The sequence below is a fragment of the Pseudomonas fluorescens genome, from assembly GCF_000802965.1.
GTDB lineage: Bacteria > Pseudomonadota > Gammaproteobacteria > Pseudomonadales > Pseudomonadaceae > Aquipseudomonas > Aquipseudomonas fluorescens_A.
On record NZ_JSAK01000002.1, the window covers coordinates 306,398 to 322,311 of the forward strand.

At 60.5% G+C, this 15,914-nt stretch carries 9 protein-coding genes; 3 read left to right on the forward strand and 6 right to left on the reverse strand.

The window, feature by feature from the left end; genetic code table 11:
• Window positions 1-72: 72 nt before the first annotated feature.
• The 3 genes from NL64_RS02875 to mapR all read left to right on the forward strand — a co-directional run bounded on the left by NL64_RS02875 (window position 73) and on the right by mapR (window position 3,465).
• On the forward strand, window positions 73-306 hold the full coding sequence (locus NL64_RS02875; protein WP_034146646.1) for a DUF3203 family protein: 234 nt from the start codon (window positions 73-75) through the stop codon (window positions 304-306).
• Between the two features lie 195 nt (window positions 307-501).
• Entirely contained in the window at window positions 502-1,914 is a 1,413-nt protein-coding gene (gene ccoG / locus NL64_RS02880) for a cytochrome c oxidase accessory protein CcoG (RefSeq protein WP_034146647.1), read from the forward strand.
• 141 nt (window positions 1,915-2,055) lie between these two features.
• Complete coding sequence (mapR, locus tag NL64_RS02885) at window positions 2,056-3,465, forward strand: GntR family transcriptional regulator MpaR (protein ID WP_034146648.1); 1,410 nt, start codon at window positions 2,056-2,058, stop codon at window positions 3,463-3,465.
• A gap of 90 nt (window positions 3,466-3,555) precedes the next feature.
• Here mapR and NL64_RS02890 read toward each other — a convergent pair whose 3' ends face one another.
• From NL64_RS02890 to NL64_RS02915, 6 genes are all read right to left on the reverse strand, one after another.
• Window positions 3,556-4,302, reverse strand: coding sequence for an SDR family oxidoreductase (locus NL64_RS02890; RefSeq protein ID WP_034146649.1), 747 nt, complete (start codon window positions 4,300-4,302; stop codon window positions 3,556-3,558).
• Between the two features lie 171 nt (window positions 4,303-4,473).
• A complete protein-coding gene (locus tag NL64_RS02895) occupies window positions 4,474-6,555 on the reverse strand; it encodes a bifunctional diguanylate cyclase/phosphodiesterase (RefSeq protein ID WP_034146650.1) in 2,082 nt (693 codons plus the stop codon).
• Window positions 6,556-6,867: 312 nt separating this feature from the next.
• Window positions 6,868-8,349: an efflux transporter outer membrane subunit gene (locus tag NL64_RS02900; protein ID WP_034146651.1), complete on the reverse strand. Its 1,482-nt coding sequence runs from the start codon at window positions 8,347-8,349 to the stop codon at window positions 6,868-6,870.
• The gene (locus NL64_RS02905; RefSeq protein ID WP_034146652.1) at window positions 8,346-11,453 is read right to left on the reverse strand and encodes an efflux RND transporter permease subunit; all 3,108 of its coding nucleotides are present in this window, start codon (window positions 11,451-11,453) and stop codon (window positions 8,346-8,348) included. The genes NL64_RS02900 and NL64_RS02905 overlap by 4 nt, the downstream gene beginning before the upstream one ends.
• Window positions 11,450-14,554, reverse strand: coding sequence for an MdtB/MuxB family multidrug efflux RND transporter permease subunit (locus tag NL64_RS02910; RefSeq protein ID WP_034146653.1), 3,105 nt, complete (start codon window positions 14,552-14,554; stop codon window positions 11,450-11,452). Before NL64_RS02910 ends, NL64_RS02905 begins: the two co-directional genes overlap by 4 nt.
• Window positions 14,551-15,867 carry an MdtA/MuxA family multidrug efflux RND transporter periplasmic adaptor subunit gene (locus NL64_RS02915; protein ID WP_034146654.1) on the reverse strand — a complete coding sequence of 439 codons (1,317 nt, stop codon included), beginning with the start codon at window positions 15,865-15,867 and terminating at the stop codon, window positions 14,551-14,553. The genes NL64_RS02910 and NL64_RS02915 overlap by 4 nt, the downstream gene beginning before the upstream one ends.
• Between the last annotated feature and the right edge of the window lie 47 nt (window positions 15,868-15,914).

Below are 15,914 nucleotides of genomic sequence, written 5' to 3' on the forward strand. Positions count from 1 at the left end.
ATCGGTTGCACAGAACGATAGCGATTGCTGGCGACCTAACGCTTCAGTACCCGATGAAAAAAGGATCTCGTCATGACCGTGCGCATCGAAAACGAAACCTGCTTCTTCACCACCGAAAACGGCGAGGAAATTCGCCTGTGTCCCGATGTCACCATCGTCACCGACTCGGCCAAGGCCATGTCGGCGGTGGATCTCAACGGCCAGCGCATCTACATCACCGAAGCAGAAGCCGACGCATTAACCGTAGCAGGCGCGATTGACGGTCGCCGGCATTTGAAGGCGACAGACAGTGATTCGGTGATTTGACTGATCCGCATCAACAGCACCCGCAGGCGCCTGATATAGCTGCCCGCGTCCCACCGCGACAGGTGCTTCAACTTGTCGCAGGCCGGGGCTAGCACCCCATCTGATCCGGTTTTTATTGCAATACCTGAGTCTGTTATGCAAACAGATCGCCGCTCATAGTGCTCCTGCCTGATGGAGGCTGATGAGCGAAAGACCATGAGCGAAAGAATCCCCGTCCGAACCGTAGAAACATTCGAACCTTCACGCCCGAAGATGAAGGTCAAGACCAGCGACAACCTGATCCACACCCGCAGTTTCACCGGCCTGTTTCGCACCCTGCGCATCAGCGGCGCAGGCGTGCTGTTTTTGTTGTTCTTCGGCACGGTGTGGTTGAACTGGGGCGGCCGCCAGGCCGTGCTCTGGGATCTTTCCGAAAGTAAATTCCACATCTTCGGCGCGACCTTCTGGCCACAGGATTTCATCCTGCTCTCGGCGCTGCTGATCATCGCTGCGTTCGGCCTGTTTGCGATCACCGTGTTTGCGGGGCGGGTCTGGTGCGGCTACACCTGCCCGCAGAGCTCCTGGACCTGGATCTTCATGTGGTGCGAAAAAATCATAGAAGGCGAACGCAATCAGCGGATCAAACTGCAAGCCGCCCCCTGGGGCTTGAACAAGTTGATGCGCCGCTCGGCCAAGCACACCTTGTGGCTGGCCATCAGCCTGCTGACCGGCCTGACCTTCGTTGGCTACTTCACACCGATCCGCCCGTTGGCCGAAGAACTGCTGACCTTGCAAATGAGCGGCATCAGTCTGTTCTGGGTGCTGTTCTTTACCGGGGCCACTTACATCAACGCCGGTTGGCTGCGTGAAGCCGTGTGCATGCACATGTGCCCGTACGCGCGGTTCCAGAGCGTGATGTTCGACAAGGATACCCTGACCATTTCCTACGACGTCGCCCGTGGCGAGAACCGTGGCCCGCGCAAGCGTGAGGTCAAACCGGCGGAGGTGGGCCTCGGTGACTGCATCGACTGTCAGCTCTGCGTGCAGGTCTGCCCGACCGGCATCGACATCCGCGACGGTTTGCAGATGGAATGCATCGGTTGCGCCGCGTGCATCGACGCCTGTGATTCGATCATGGACAAGATGGGTTACGCTCCCGGGCTGATCAGCTATACCTCGGAGCACCAGTTGCAGGGTGGCAAAACTCACCTGTTACGCCCACGATTGATTGGTTACACCGCCGTGCTATTGGTGATGATCGCGGCCCTGGTGCTGGCGTTGGTCGAGCGGCCGATGGTGTCGCTGGACGTGAGCAAGGACCGTGGCCTGTTCCGCGAGAACAGTCAGGGGCAGATCGAAAACATCTACAGCCTGAAGGTCATCAACAAAACTCAGCAGCGTCAGGACTACCGTCTGACGTTGGTCGATGGCGATGGCTTCCAGTTGCAAGGCAAGACCGAATTGAGCCTGGCGCCCGGGGAGATTGTCGACGTGCCGGTGTCGGTGGCGATGACCACGGAGCGGCCGAGCAGTAGTTCGCAGAGCATCAGTTTCAGGATTGTCGACAGCGATGAACCCGGCATTTATAGCGAAGCGAAGAGCCGGTTTGTGGCGCCGATGAATCGTTGAGCCTTTAAGATGCAAACCGTTGTGGCGAGGGAGCTTGCTCCCGCTGGGGTGCGAAGCGCCCCTAAAAAATTGGCGACTGCTGCGCAGCCGAGCGGGAGCAAGCTCCCTCGCCACAGTATTCGATTCAATTGCGGGATCCCGATGAAACGCTACGAAAAATTCGCCGACGACATCGCTGAACTGATCCGCTCCGGCGTCCTCGGCCCCGGCCAGCGCGTGCCTTCGGTGCGCTACGCCAGCCAGACCTACGGCGTCAGCCCGTCTACCGTGTTCCAGGCTTATTACCTGCTTGAGCGCCGTGGCCTGATCCGCGCCCGCCCGCGTTCCGGCTATTTCGTCAACGCCCATGCACCGCGCCCGTTCTGCGAACCAGTGATCAGTAGCCAGGTCAACGAATCCACCGAAGTCGACGTCAGCGAATTGGTGTTCTCGGTCCTCGACTCGATCAAGGACCCGAACACCGTGCCATTCGGCTCGGCATTTCCCAGCCCTACCCTGTTTCCGCTGCAACGCCTGTCACGCTCTCTGGCCAGTGCCAGCCGCGAGATGGACCCGCGCATGGTCGTCACCGACATGTCGCCGGGCAACCCGCAACTGCGGCGGCAGATCGCCCTGCGCTACATGGTCGGCGGCCTGATGCTGCCGATGGAAGAACTGCTCATCACCAACGGCGCCCTCGAAGCCTTGAACCTTTGCCTGCAAGCGGTCACCGAACCCGGCGACCTGGTGGCCATCGAAGCCCCGGCGTTCTATGCCTGCCTGCAAATCCTCGAGCGGCTGAAACTCAAAGCCGTGGAAATCCCCGTGCACCCGCGCGATGGCATCGACCTCGGCGTGCTCGCGCAAACCCTGGAACGTCACCCGATCAAGGTGTGCTGGTGCATGACCAGTTTCCAGAACCCCATGGGCGCGACCATGCCCGAGGCGAAGAAACAGGAATTGGTCGAGCTGCTGCGTAGCCACCAAGTGCCGTTGATCGAAGACGACGTCTATGCCGAGTTGTATTACGGCCAACAGGCGCCCAAACCGGCCAAGGCGTTTGACACCGAAGGGTTGGTGATGCACTGCGGTTCGTTCGCCAAGAGCCTCGCGCCCGGGTATCGAATCGGCTGGGTCGCCGCCGGGCGCTATGCGCAGAAACTCGAACGGCTGAAACTCATGACCTCCCTGTGCGCATCGATGCCGGCCCAGGCTGCGATCGCCGACTACTTGCAACACGGTGGTTACGATCGGCATCTGCGCAAATTACGGTACGCGCTGGAGGAGCAGCAAAGCGCAATGTTGGCCGCCATTGCCCGGTACTTCCCCGCTGAAACCCGCGTCAGCCAGCCAGCCGGCGGGTACTTTTTGTGGCTGGAATTACCGGCGCAGATGGATTCGCTGAAGTTGTTTCAGATGGCGTTGGCGCAGGGCATCAGCGTTGCGCCGGGGCCGATATTTTCGCCAGCGCAGCGGTTCAGGAATTGTATTCGGTTGAACTATGGCAGCCCGTGGGATGAGGCTGCGGAAAAGGCGATGGAGACGCTGGGGCGAATTGTAAGATCCTTCTGAAAGCAAAGATCGCAGCCTGCGGCAGCTCCTACATGGGATTGAGTTTCCCTGTAGGAGCTGCCGCAGGCTGCGATCTTTTGATCTTGATACTTATCGCCCACCACCCAAATCGACAAACGTCCCCGTCGCATACGACGCCTTGTCCGACAGCAACCAGACAATAGCTTCCGCCACCTCATCCGGTCGCCCGCCCCGGGCCATCGGAATCGCCGACTCAAGCTTGCTGACCCGATCCGGATCTCCGCTCAGCGCATGGAAATCGGTGTAGATGTAGCCTGGACGCACAGCATTGACGCGGATACCCTCGCCGGCCACTTCCTTGGACAGACCGATGGTGAAGGTGTCGAGCGCGCCTTTGGAAGCGGCGTAGTCGACGTACTCATTGGGCGCGCCCAGCCGAGCAGCGACGGAAGAGACGTTAACGATGCTGCCGCCCTGCCCGCCATGCTTGGGCGACATGCGCAGGATCGCGTGTTTGGCGCACAGTACGGGCGCCAGCACGTTGGTCTTGAGGATCTTGAGAATGCGGAACTCGGACATTTCGTCGACCCGCGACTTTTGCCCCACGGTGCCGGCGTTATTCACCAATGCGGTGACCCGGCCCAGCTCGGTGTCGACCCGCTGGAACAGCGCGATCACTTCGTCTTCGATGCTGACGTCGGCACGCACGGCAATGGCCTGGGCACCGAGGGCGCGGACTTGCTCCAGCACGCTTTGTGCGGCCTGTTCATCGGCCAGGTAGTTGATGCAGATCCGATAGCCTTGTTTTGCGGCCAACAGGGCTGTGGCGGCGCCTATGCCGCGACTTCCGCCGGTGATGACAATGACTTTGTCCATGCAAGCTTTCCCCGTTTCAAGCGTAAGCAGTCGGGGGCAAGAATAACCGTCATTTCCAAATTTTGCATAAGGCAACTGTAGGAGCTGCCGCAGGCTGCGATCTTTTGATCTTGATCTTCAAAATCAACATCAAAACATCGCAGCCCGCGGCAGCTCCAGAGGCCATTGATCTCAGCTGGCGACGAGTGCTTCACCTCGGTGAATTTCCACCATGAAGCGTTCGGCCGGCAACGGGTGACCCAGCAGATAGCCCTGCAACGAGTCGCACCCGAGTTGGGTCAGGCAGTCTTGCTGCGAGCCCGTTTCAACGCCTTCGGCGACGATCCGCAGACCCAGTGCCTGGCCGAGCGCAACGATGGCCGAAACGATAGCCGCGTCATCGCTGTCACGCTCCAGATCGCGCACGAAGCCGCGGTCGATTTTCAGTTCGTTGGCCGGCAGGCGCTTGAGGTACATCAAACTCGAATAGCCAGTACCAAAGTCATCGATGGACAAATCGACGCCCATATCCGACAACTCTTGCAACACTGTCATGCTCGCGTCGGCATCGCTCATCGCCGTGGTTTCAGTGATTTCCAGGGTCAGGCTGTTGGCCGGCAAACGGTGCGTGGCCAGCGCCTTGGCGACGCTCTGCACAAGTCCTGCATGGCAGAACTGCAAGGCGGAAAGGTTTACCGCGATACGCCAATCGGTATAACCGAGAACGTACCACTCGCGCATTTGCCGACAGGCTTCGTTGAGCACCCACTCCCCGATTGGAATGATCAGCCCGGTCTTCTCCGCGATCTCGATAAACTTGTCCGGCAGCAGCATGCCCTGGGTCGGGTGCTCCCAGCGCAGCAACGCCTCGGCGCCGACGGGCCGGCCATTATTGGCGTCGAATTTAGGCTGGTAATACAGGCTGAACTCGTCATGTTCCAGGGCATGGCGCAGGTCCTGCAGCAGTTGCAGTTGCTTGCGCGCGTTGCTATTCATCGAGGCATCGAAAAAGCTGTAGCCGTTTTTGCCCGCACCCTTGGCGTGGTACATCGCCGCGTCGGCGTTCATCAGCAGTTCGTGGGCGGTCGCGCCGTTACCCGGATAGAGCGCAATGCCGACGCTGGCGGAGATCTGCAAATCATGGTCGGCAACCCGGAACGAGCGCGCGATCAACCCGACCTGTCTAGCGGCCAGCGCCATGGCGTCGTTCGGCTCACTCAGTTGCACCAGCAGCACGAATTCATCGCCACCGATGCGGGCCCGCGTGTCCTGGGTGCGCAAATCCTCGCGCAGTCGCAGGCTGACTTCGCGCAACAACTGATCGCCCATGTGATGACCGAATGCGTCATTGACGGGTTTGAAGCCATCCAGATCGATGAACATCAACGCAAAACATCCGCCCTCACCGTCGACCCGGGACATTGCCTGATCGATACGATCGGCCAGCAATATTCGGTTTGGCAGACCGGTCAGGGTGTCGTGCAAGGCCAGTTGGGTCAGTTCGCGGTTGGCTTCGGTCAACGACTGGGCAAGGCCGGCGGTGCGGGCCTCCAGACGCGCATCAAGGATCGAAGTCAGCAAGGCAATGCTCAACACCGCCAGGGTAGTGATCAGCACGAGGTTGTCCAGGCCACTTCCGTTCAGGCCGTTGACCGACGCGCCGCAGAAACTGCCGTCGGCAAAACGTGCAGCCGCCATGCCGGTGTAGTGCATGCCAACGATGGCAATGCCCATGATCACTGCCGCGCCAGCACGAATCAGCCGCACATAAGGTGCGTGCTGGCGCAGGCGGAAGGCGATCCATAGCGCTGCACCGGACGCGCCGACCGCAATCAACAAAGAAGTGCCGAACAGCGTCGGGTCGTAATCGATGCCCGGCTGCATGCGCATGGCCGCCATGCCGGTGTAGTGCATTCCACTGATGCCGGCGCCCATCACCAGCGCACCGAACCCCAGTTGCCAGGCCGGTAATTGTGGCTGACTGACCAACCACAGCGCGAAGCCGCAGGACAGGATGCCGATCAACAACGACAGCAGGGTAATGGAGACGTCGTAGCCGAGATCGATCGGCAATTTGAACGCAAGCATGCCGATGAAGTGCATAGACCAGACACCGATGCCCATGGCAAAAGCGCCACCCGCCGTCCAGAAATGCACGGCTCTGCCCTTGGCCGTGGCGATGCGCCCGGTCAGGTCGAGTGCGGTGTAGGAAGCCAGAATCGCCACACAGAGCGAGATGATAACCAGCGTGGGGGAATAACTACCGATGAGCATGTGACTTCTCGCGACGCCCCCGTAATGGAATTCATTCTCGGCTGGGCAAATGCGGCGATTGTACTGATTCCAAATGAGAACGCACTCACAAAATTAGCAAAGGGCCATCAGTCCGATGAAACGCTTGTTTTAAGGTTTCACGTTAACTGGACGAATGCCTTATATCGATCATTGTGGCGAGGGAGCTTGCTCCCGTTCGGCTGCGTAGCAGTCGCAAATTCTGGCAACTCGGTGGGACTGAATAATCGAAAGGGCCGCTACGCAACCCAGCGGGAGCAAGCTCCCTCGCCACAGCCAACCCCCAAATTTGCGTTACTGGTTTTCGCTTACTTGGAGCTGCCCGTCCCAGCCGCCACCCAGCGCCGCTATCAGCTGCACGCTGGCAATCAAGCGACTCTGCAACAGGTCCAGCGCACTGCGTTCATTGTTCAAGGCCGACGCCTGGACCACCACCACGTCGAGGTACGCGATCACCCCGGCCTTGTACTGGTTCTGGGTCAGGCGCAAGGATTCGCGGGCTGCGTCCAATGCTTGCTGGCGCACGACGGCTTCGTCCTGCAGCACTTTGAGCTGGACCAGGTAGTTTTCCACTTCGCGGAAACCGTCGAGCACGGTCTGGCGGTATTTGGCCACGGTTTCATCGTAGGCCGCTTCGCTGCGGTCGACTTCCGCCGAGCGCTGGCCGCCGTCGAACAAAGTCATGGCCAGTTGCGGCCCGACCGACCAGAAGCGGTTGGGCACGCTGAACAAGTCTTTCGATGTACTGCTGCTGTAGCCACCATTCAGGCTCAGGGTCAGGTCGGGATAATAGGCGGCCTTCGCCACGCCAATGTTGGCGTTGGCGGCCACCACCGAGCGCTCGGCGGAGGCAATGTCCGGACGCCGTTCCAGCAGCTGCGACGGCAGGCTCAAGGGCACCTCGGGCAATGCCGGGATGTTCGTGGTTTCAGCCAGTTTGAACTCCGCTGGCGGCAGTCCGATCAGTACGGCGATGGCGTTTTCAAGCTGCGCGCGTTGCCAGATCAAATCGATCATGTCCGCTTCGGTACTTTTGAGCTGAGTCTGCGCCTGCGCCACCGCGTCCTTGCCGGAAACACCGGCGCGGTATTGGTTCTCGGTCATTTTCAGCGAACGCTGATAAGCCTCGACGGTGGCTTCCAGCAGACGCTTCTGCTCATCCATGACCCGCAATTGCAGATAGTTCTGCACCAGTTCCGACTGCTGACTCAGGCGCATCGCCGCCAGATCAGCAAAACTCGCCTCGGCGTTGGCGGTATCGGCTTCGAGGCCACGGCGCAATTTGCCCCAGACATCCGCTTCCCAACTGACGCCGGCCTGGGCGGTGTAGGTGTCGCGAATACCGCTGGAAGAACTGGTCAAACTTGAACTACTGCTCCCGGTGCCCTGACTGGAGCGATTTTTCCCGAACGACAGATCCACGGTCGGAAAAAACGCTCCCCGGGCGCTGCGAACCAGTGCCTGCGCCTGGCGGAACTGGGCTTCGGACTGGGCAACGGTCTGATTGGAGCTGTTGAGTTTCTCGATCAAGTCATTGAGTTGCCGGTCGCCATACAGCTCCCACCAGGCGCCACGGGCCAGCGAATCGCTCGGATTGGCCTGACGCCAGCCCGCCGCCTCCTTGTATTGCGCCGGTTCCGCGGTTTGCGGACGCTGGTAATCCGGGCCGATGGCGCAGGCGCTGAGCATCGCCACGCACAGCGACAGGCTCAGCAGACGCGAGCCTCGGGCGGTGATCAGCGGTGTGGCCAGGTTGAACAGCGAACGGTCAGTCATAGCGGAGTTTCCAGAGCAGCATCGGTACGCACTCCACGCCATTTATTGAAACGATGGCGCAGCTTGTCGAGATAGAGGTAAACCACCGGGGTGGTGTAAAGGGTCAGCACCTGGCTGAAGATCAACCCGCCGATGATGGTCAGGCCCAGCGGCTGGCGCATTTCCGCGCCTTCGGCACGGCTGAGCAGCAACGGCAAGGCACCAAGGATCGCCGCCAGGGTGGTCATCAGGATCGGCCGCAAACGTTGCAAACAGGCGTTACGAATCGATTCCAGCGGCGCCATGCCTTGCTGGCGTTCGAGCTGCAACGCCAGGTCGATCATCAGAATGGCGTTTTTCTTCACCACGCCGATCAGCAGGAACAAGCCGAGCAACGAAATCAGGCTGAATTCACCGCCCAGCGCATAGATCGACAGCAACGCGCCGACTCCGGCCGAGGGTAAGGTCGACAGGATGGTCAGCGGATGGATGTAGCTTTCGTACAACACGCCAAGTACCAGATAAACCGCCACCAGCGCACCCAGGATCATCCACGGCTGACTCTTCTGGGTCGCAGCGAAGGCGTCGGCGGTGCCGGCCATTTTCGCGATGACATCTTCCGGCAGGCCCACCGAGGCAATCGCCCGTTCGATAGCGGCACTGCCCTGCTCCACCGTCACGCCTTCGGCCATGTCGAAGGCAATGCTTTCCGAAGCGAACTGGCCTTCATGGCTGACGCGGTCGTCTTCCAGGCTGTTTTCGTAATGAGCGATGGTCGACAGCGGAATCCGTGCGCCGTCGGCGGTAATCACCTGCACCTGCTTGAGGGTGATCGGATCCTGGGCGTATTTCGGGTTGACCTCCATCACCACCTGATACTGGTTGAGGCTGTCATAGATCGTCGAAATTTGCCGCTGACTGTAGGCGTTGTTCAGCACCGCTGTGACCATGTCCATGTCGACACCCAGGCGTTTGGCCTGGTCACGGTCGACGATCAGCGTCACTTGCTGCGCCCCACGGCCCTCGCGGGCGTCAATCGCGGTCAGCTCCGGCAGGGCCTTGAGCGCGGTGACCACTTTCGGATACCACTCGCGCAATGCGCCCAGGTCTCCGCTTTGCAGGATGTAGGAATACTGCGACGAGGTCTGTTCACGACCGCCGCCGAATTGCAGGTCCTGGTCGGCCATCAGCATCAGCTGCGCGCCGGCAACCTTGGGCATTTCCTTGCGCAGGCGCTCAATGACCTTTTGCGCGGAAATGCTGCGCTCCTTGATCGGTTTCAGGCGCACCAGCATGAAGGCGTTGTTAGTGCCGTTGGTGCCACCGATGAAACCGGCAACGCTTTCCACCGCATCGTCCTTGAGCACGGCGCGGCGGAAAATTTCCATTTTCGGCTGCATCACGCTGAACGAAAGACCATCGTCACCGCGCACGAAACCGATCAGTTGCCCGGTGTCCTGCTGCGGCAAAAACGTTTTAGGAACCACTACATACAGCGCAATGTTCACACCAATTGTTACGAATAGACTGAGCAAAGTCAGGCGCTTGTGTCGCAGTACCCAGTCCAGACTCGTTGCGTATTTGCCGACCATCCACTCGTTCGCCCGCTGGCTCCAGCGTTGCAGGCGGTTTTCCTGGCCCGGCGTGTGCGGCTTCAACCAGCGCGCGCAGAGCATGGGGGTCAAGGTCAGGGAAACGATCAGCGACACCACGATGGACGCCGCCAGCGTAATGGAGAACTCGCGGAACAAGCTCTCGATGATCCCGCCCATGAACAGGATCGACAGAAACACGGCCACCAGCGACACGTTCATCGACAACAGAGTGAAGCCAACTTCCTGGGCGCCGAGGTAGGCCGCCTTCATCGGCCGCACACCCGCGTCGATATGCCGGGAAATGTTCTCCAGCACCACGATCGCGTCGTCCACCACCAACCCCGTGGCGAGGATCAGCGCCATCAGCGACAGGTTGTTCAGCGAGAAGCCGTAGAGGTACATCACCGCAAAGGTGCCGACCAGCGACACCGGTACCGCAAGTGTCGGTATCAGCGAAGCACGGAAGTTACCGAGAAACAGGAACACCACCAGGATCACCAGCGCCACGGCGATCAGCAGGGTCATTTCCGCTTCGTGCAGCGTGGCCTTGATCACTGGCGAGCGGTCCATGGCCAGATTCAGTTTGACGCTGGCCGGCAGCACCGCCTGTAACGCCGGTAGCTGCGCCTTGATCTCGCTGACCGTCTCGATGATGTTGGCGCCGGCCTGGCGGTTGATCACCAGCAATACTGCCGCGTCGTCGTTGAAGAAGCCGCTGTTGTAGCGGTCCTCGACGCCGTCGCTGACTTTCGCCACATCCTTCAGGCGCAGGGCCGCGCCGTCCGCGTAGTGAATGATCAGCGACTCGTAATCCTTGGCTTTTTCCAGTTGATCGTTGGCCTGGACCTGCCACAGGCGCTGGCTGTCTTCCACCGAGCCCTTGGGCCGGCGCACGTTGGCATTGGCGATGGTGTTGCGCACGTCGTCCAGGGCCACGCCGTATTGGTTGAGCGCCTGGGGTTCAAGCTCGATACGTACCGCCGGCAAGGAACTGCCGCCGATTTGCACTTCGCCGACGCCCTGCACCTGGGACAAGCTCTGGGACAGAATGGTCGAGGCCAAATCGTAGAGCTGGCCTTTTTCCAGTACATCCGAGGTCAGCGACAGCACCATGATCGGCGCCTGGGACGGGTTGACCTTCTTGTAGGTCGGCATGCTGCGCATCCCGCTGGGCAGCAGGTTGCGCGAGGCGTTGATCGCTGCCTGCACTTCCCGCGCCGCACCGTTGATGTCGCGGTCGAGGTCGAATTGCAGGATCACCCGCGTCGACCCCTGGCTTGAGCGGCTGCTCATGGTGTTGACCCCGGCGATGGCGCCGAAGGAGCGCTCAAGCGGCGTGGCCACCGTGGAAGCCATGACCTCCGGGCTCGCGCCCGGCAGACTGGCCTGCACCACGATCACCGGGAAGTCCATTTGCGGCAGCGGTGACACCGGCAACAGACCGAAGCTCACACCGCCCAGCAGCATGATCGCCAGGCTCAGCAACATGGTCGCGACCGGGCGCTTGATGAAAGGTCCGGAGAGGTTCATGGCTGCTCTACCGCTTCCACAGGCTCAGGCTTGCGACCCCAACGCCGACCCAAGCGGTCGAAATACAGGTAGATCACCGGCGTGGTGAACAAGGTAAGCACCTGACTCAACAGCAAGCCGCCCACCATCACCAGCCCCAGTGGTTGACGCAATTCCGCACCGGAACCGGTCGCCAGCATCAAAGGTACCGCACCGAACAGGGCCGCCAGCGTGGTCATCAAGATCGGCCGGAAACGCAGCAGCGCCGCCTGATAAATCGCTGTTTCCGGGTCCATGCCTTGATTGCGTTCAGCATCGAGGGCGAAGTCGATCATCATGATCGCGTTCTTCTTCACGATACCGATCAACAGGATGATGCCGATGATCGCGATCATCCCCAGGTCGTTGCCGCTGAGGATCAACGCCAGCAAGGCGCCGACCGCCGCCGAAGGCAAGGTCGAAAGAATGGTGATCGGGTGGATGTAGCTCTCGTAGAGTACGCCCAGCACGATGTACATGGTCACCACCGCCGCCAGAATCAGCAGCAAGGTACTCGACAGCGAAGCCTGGAACGCCTCCGCCGCACCCTGGAATTGGGTCTGCACGCCAATCGGCATGCCGATGTCCTTCTGCACCTGTTCGATGATCTCGACCGCATTCCCCAACGCCGCGCCGGGCGCGAGGTTGAACGACATCATCACCGCCGGAAACTGACCGATGTGAGTGATCGCCAGTTGCGCCTGACGCTCTTCGATATGGGCCAGGCTGGACAGCCGAACCTGACCGCCATCAGTGGTCTTGACGTGGATCTGGTCCAGCGCCTGCGGGCCGATCTTCTCGCCGGACTGCGATTGCAACACCACGCGGTATTGGCTGGCCTGGGTGTAAATCGTGGAAATCTGCCGCTGGCCGAAGGCGTCGTACAGCGCATCGGTGATGTTCGACACCGACACGCCGACCCGCGACGCCGCATCACGGTCGATCACCAGATAGACCTGCAAGCCCTTGTCCTGCAAATCGCTGGCAACGTCAGTCAGCTCAGGGCGATCCGCCAGGGCTTCCACCAGACGCCCGCTCCACAGGCTTAACAGTTCCGAATCAGGCGACGACATGCTGAATTGGTACTGCGTGCGGCTGACCCGATCCTCGATGGTCAAGTCCTGCACCGGCTGCATGAACAGTCGGATGCCCACCAGTTTGTCCAGTTCCGGTTGCAGGCGCGCAATCACTTCGGTCGCGCTCAGGTCGCGGTCGCTGTGGGATTTGAGGTTGATCAGCAAACGACCGCTGTTGAGCGTCGAGTTGTCGCCGTCGACGCCGATGTAAGACGACAGGCTCTCAACCGCCGGATCGGCCAGAATCACCTTGGCCAGTTCCTGCTGACGCTCGCTCATCGCCGCGAAAGAGATGGATTGCGGCGCTTCGGAAATGCCCTGGATCACCCCGGTGTCCTGCACCGGGAAAAAGCCCTTGGGCACGACCATGTACAGGAACACCGTCAGCGCCAGGGTGCCAATGGCCACCATCAGGGTCAGCGGCTGGTGCTTTAGCACCCACTGCAACTTGCGCCCGTATGCGGCGATCATCCAGTCGATGAACGCGCCACTGGCCCGATAGAAACGGCCCTGTTCTTCTTCCTTGGGCTCACGCTTGAGCAGACGCGCACACATCATCGGCGTCAGGGTCAGGGAGACCACAAGGGAAATCAGGATTGCCACCGCCAGCGTGATGGCAAATTCGCGGAACAGCCGCCCTACTACGTCTGCCATGAACAGCAACGGGATCAACACCGCAATCAGCGACAGGGTCAGGGAAATCAAGGTGAAGCCGATCTGTTTGGCGCCCTTGAGCGCCGCATTCAGCGGGCTGTCGCCCTCTTCAATGAATCGGGAAATGTTCTCCAGCATGACGATCGCATCGTCCACCACAAAACCGGTGGCGATGGTCAGGGCCATCAGGGTCAGGTTGTTGACCGAGAACCCCGCGAGATACATCACGCCGAAGGTGCCGATCAACGACAGAGGCACGGCCACCGACGGAATGATCGTGGCACTGGCCCGGCGCAGGAACAGGAACGTGACCATTACCACCAGGGCGATAGCGATCAGCAATTCATGTTGCACGTCCTTGACCGAGGCGCGGATGGTCTGGGTGCGGTCGGTCAGTACGGTGACATCAAGACCGGCCGGCAGGTTGTCGGTGATGCTCGGCAACAGAGCCTTGATCCGGTCCACCACCTCAATGACGTTGGCGCCAGGCTGACGCTGGATGTTCAGCAATACGGCCTGGTTTTCGTTGGCCCACGCTGCCAGGCGTTCGTTTTCCGCACCGTCGACGATTTCCGCCACATCCTTGAGCCGCAACGGCGCGCCGTTGGCGTAAGCCAGGATCAGGTTGGCGTAGTCCTTGGGCGAAGTCAGTTGATCGTTTGCATCGAGCATCGAAACCCGGGTCGGCCCGTCGAAGTTGCCCTTGGGCTGGTTGACGTTGGAGGCGCCGATCAGCGTGCGCACGTCTGACAGGTTCAGGCCGTTGGCCGCCAAGGCTTCGGGGTTGACTTTGATCCGCACCGCCTGACGCTGACCGCCGGCAATGCTGACCATGCCGACACCACTGATCTGGGCGATTTTCTGCGCCATGCGGGTGTCGACCAAATCATTGAGTTTGGGTAGCAACATGGTCTTGGAGGTAATGGCCAAGGTCAGCACCGGGGTATCGGCCGGGTTGACCTTGTTGTACACCGGGGGAGCCGGCAAATCCTTGGGCAACAGGTTGGTCGCGGCGTTGATCGCCGCCTGCACCTGTTGCTCGGCGACGTCCATATTGATGTCGAGACTGAAACGCAGGGTCAGCACCGACGCGCCGCCAGAACTGGTCGACGCCATTTGCGTCAGGCCGGGCATTTGCCCGAACTGTCGCTCAAGCGGCGCGGTCACGGCACTGGTCATCACGTCCGGGCTGGCGCCGGGATACAGCGTCATGACGCGAATGGTCGGGTAATCGACTTGAGGCAAGGCCGACACCGGTAGCAAGCGATAGGCAATCATGCCGGCCAGCACGATGGCCAGCATGCTCAGGGTGGTCGCTACCGGGCGAAGGATGAACAGCCGCGAGAGATTCATGCGCCGCCCTTTTTCGCCTTGTCGACAGGCGCCGGTTTAGTCGAGTTGACCGCCGACTTGCCTTGCAGGTGCCCGGCCGGGTTGGTCGGCACTTGCTGCGGGTCGTTGACCACTTCCACGTCACTGCCGTCCTTCAGGCGATCGGTGCCCTCCAGCACCACGCGATCACCAGCGGAAAGGCCTTCGGTAACCACGGTGTGTTCACCGTCACTGGCGCCGATCTTCAACTGACGGATCTTGACCTTCTTGTCGCCGTCCAGGGCATAGACGAACGTGCCGTTGGTGCCGAACTGGATCGCTGCGGAAGGCGCGAGCACCACACCTTTTAGGGTGTCCGCCAGCAGGCGCACATTGACGAACTGATTGGGGAACAGCGACTGGTCGCGGTTCTCGTAGCGTGCCTTGAATTTAAGGGTGCCGGTGGTGACATCGATCTGGTTGTCCAGGCTTTGCAGCACGCCGGTGGCTTGCAGTTTGGTATCGCCACGATCCCAGGCTTCGGCGGGCAGCTTGGCACCGCTGCGATAGCGCGCCAGCACTACGTCGAGGCTGTTTTCCGGCAGGGTGAAGGCCACGCTGATGGGCTGGGTCTGAGTGATGATTGCCAGCGCAGTGGTGTCGTTGGCTGCCACCAGATTACCTACGTCCAACTGCCGTAGACCGACGCGTCCGGCGATGGGTGCGCGAATGCGGGTGAATTCCAGATTGAGCTTGGCGTCGTTGACCGCCGCCTGATTGGTCTTGACCGTGCCCTGGTATTGACCGACCAGCGCTTCGGCAGTGTCCAGGGTCTGCTTGGCAATGCTGTCTTCACGGAACAGGCCGCGATAACGCTCGACATCGACCTGGGCGTTTTTCAGTTGCGCCTGATTCTGCAGCAACGTGCCTTCGGCCTGGAGCAAGGCGTTCTGGTACGGACGCGGATCAATCTCGGCCAATAGATCACCAGCCTTGACCATCTGTCCTTCCTCGAAATAGATCTTCACCAGCTCACCGCCAACGCGGCTGCGCACGTTGATGGTGTTCAGCGCTGTCACAGTTCCCAGTGCCTTGTAATACAGCGGAAAGTCACCAGTGACCGCCGGCGCAACACGCACCGGAACCGGCCCGGAAGCGCCACCGAAACCCGGACGCATACCGCCCGACCGGCCCGTCTGCCCGGCCACGCCTTTCTGCCCCACACCCTCTTTCGGCGCAGCACTGCCGGGCCAGAACTTCCAGCACAGGACGGCGATGACCAACAGGACAAGCAGGCCAAACAGCCAGCGACGGGGACTACGGGAAGCGGAGGATTGCATTGAGTGATCAACCATTGGGCGCGTGGGCTTCTTTTACATGAGGCTGAACGATAAGCACTGGC

What these genes read in the sequence shown, in the direction of transcription:
- NL64_RS02910 (WP_034146653.1), bottom strand. Translation starts at nt 14,554, where the DNA reads ATGAATCTCTCGCGGCTGTTCATCCTTCGCCCGGTAGCGACCACCCTG.
- NL64_RS02915 (WP_034146654.1), bottom strand. Translation starts at nt 15,867, where the DNA reads ATGGTTGATCACTCAATGCAATCCTCCGCTTCCCGTAGTCCCCGTCGC.
- NL64_RS02890 (WP_034146649.1), bottom strand. Translation starts at nt 4,302, where the DNA reads ATGGACAAAGTCATTGTCATCACCGGCGGAAGTCGCGGCATAGGCGCC.
- NL64_RS02905 (WP_034146652.1), bottom strand. Translation starts at nt 11,453, where the DNA reads ATGAACCTCTCCGGACCTTTCATCAAGCGCCCGGTCGCGACCATGTTG.
- ccoG (WP_034146647.1), top strand. Translation starts at nt 502, where the DNA reads ATGAGCGAAAGAATCCCCGTCCGAACCGTAGAAACATTCGAACCTTCA.
- mapR (WP_034146648.1), top strand. Translation starts at nt 2,056, where the DNA reads ATGAAACGCTACGAAAAATTCGCCGACGACATCGCTGAACTGATCCGC.
- NL64_RS02900 (WP_034146651.1), bottom strand. Translation starts at nt 8,349, where the DNA reads ATGACTGACCGTTCGCTGTTCAACCTGGCCACACCGCTGATCACCGCC.
- NL64_RS02875 (WP_034146646.1), top strand. Translation starts at nt 73, where the DNA reads ATGACCGTGCGCATCGAAAACGAAACCTGCTTCTTCACCACCGAAAAC.
- NL64_RS02895 (WP_034146650.1), bottom strand. Translation starts at nt 6,555, where the DNA reads ATGCTCATCGGTAGTTATTCCCCCACGCTGGTTATCATCTCGCTCTGT.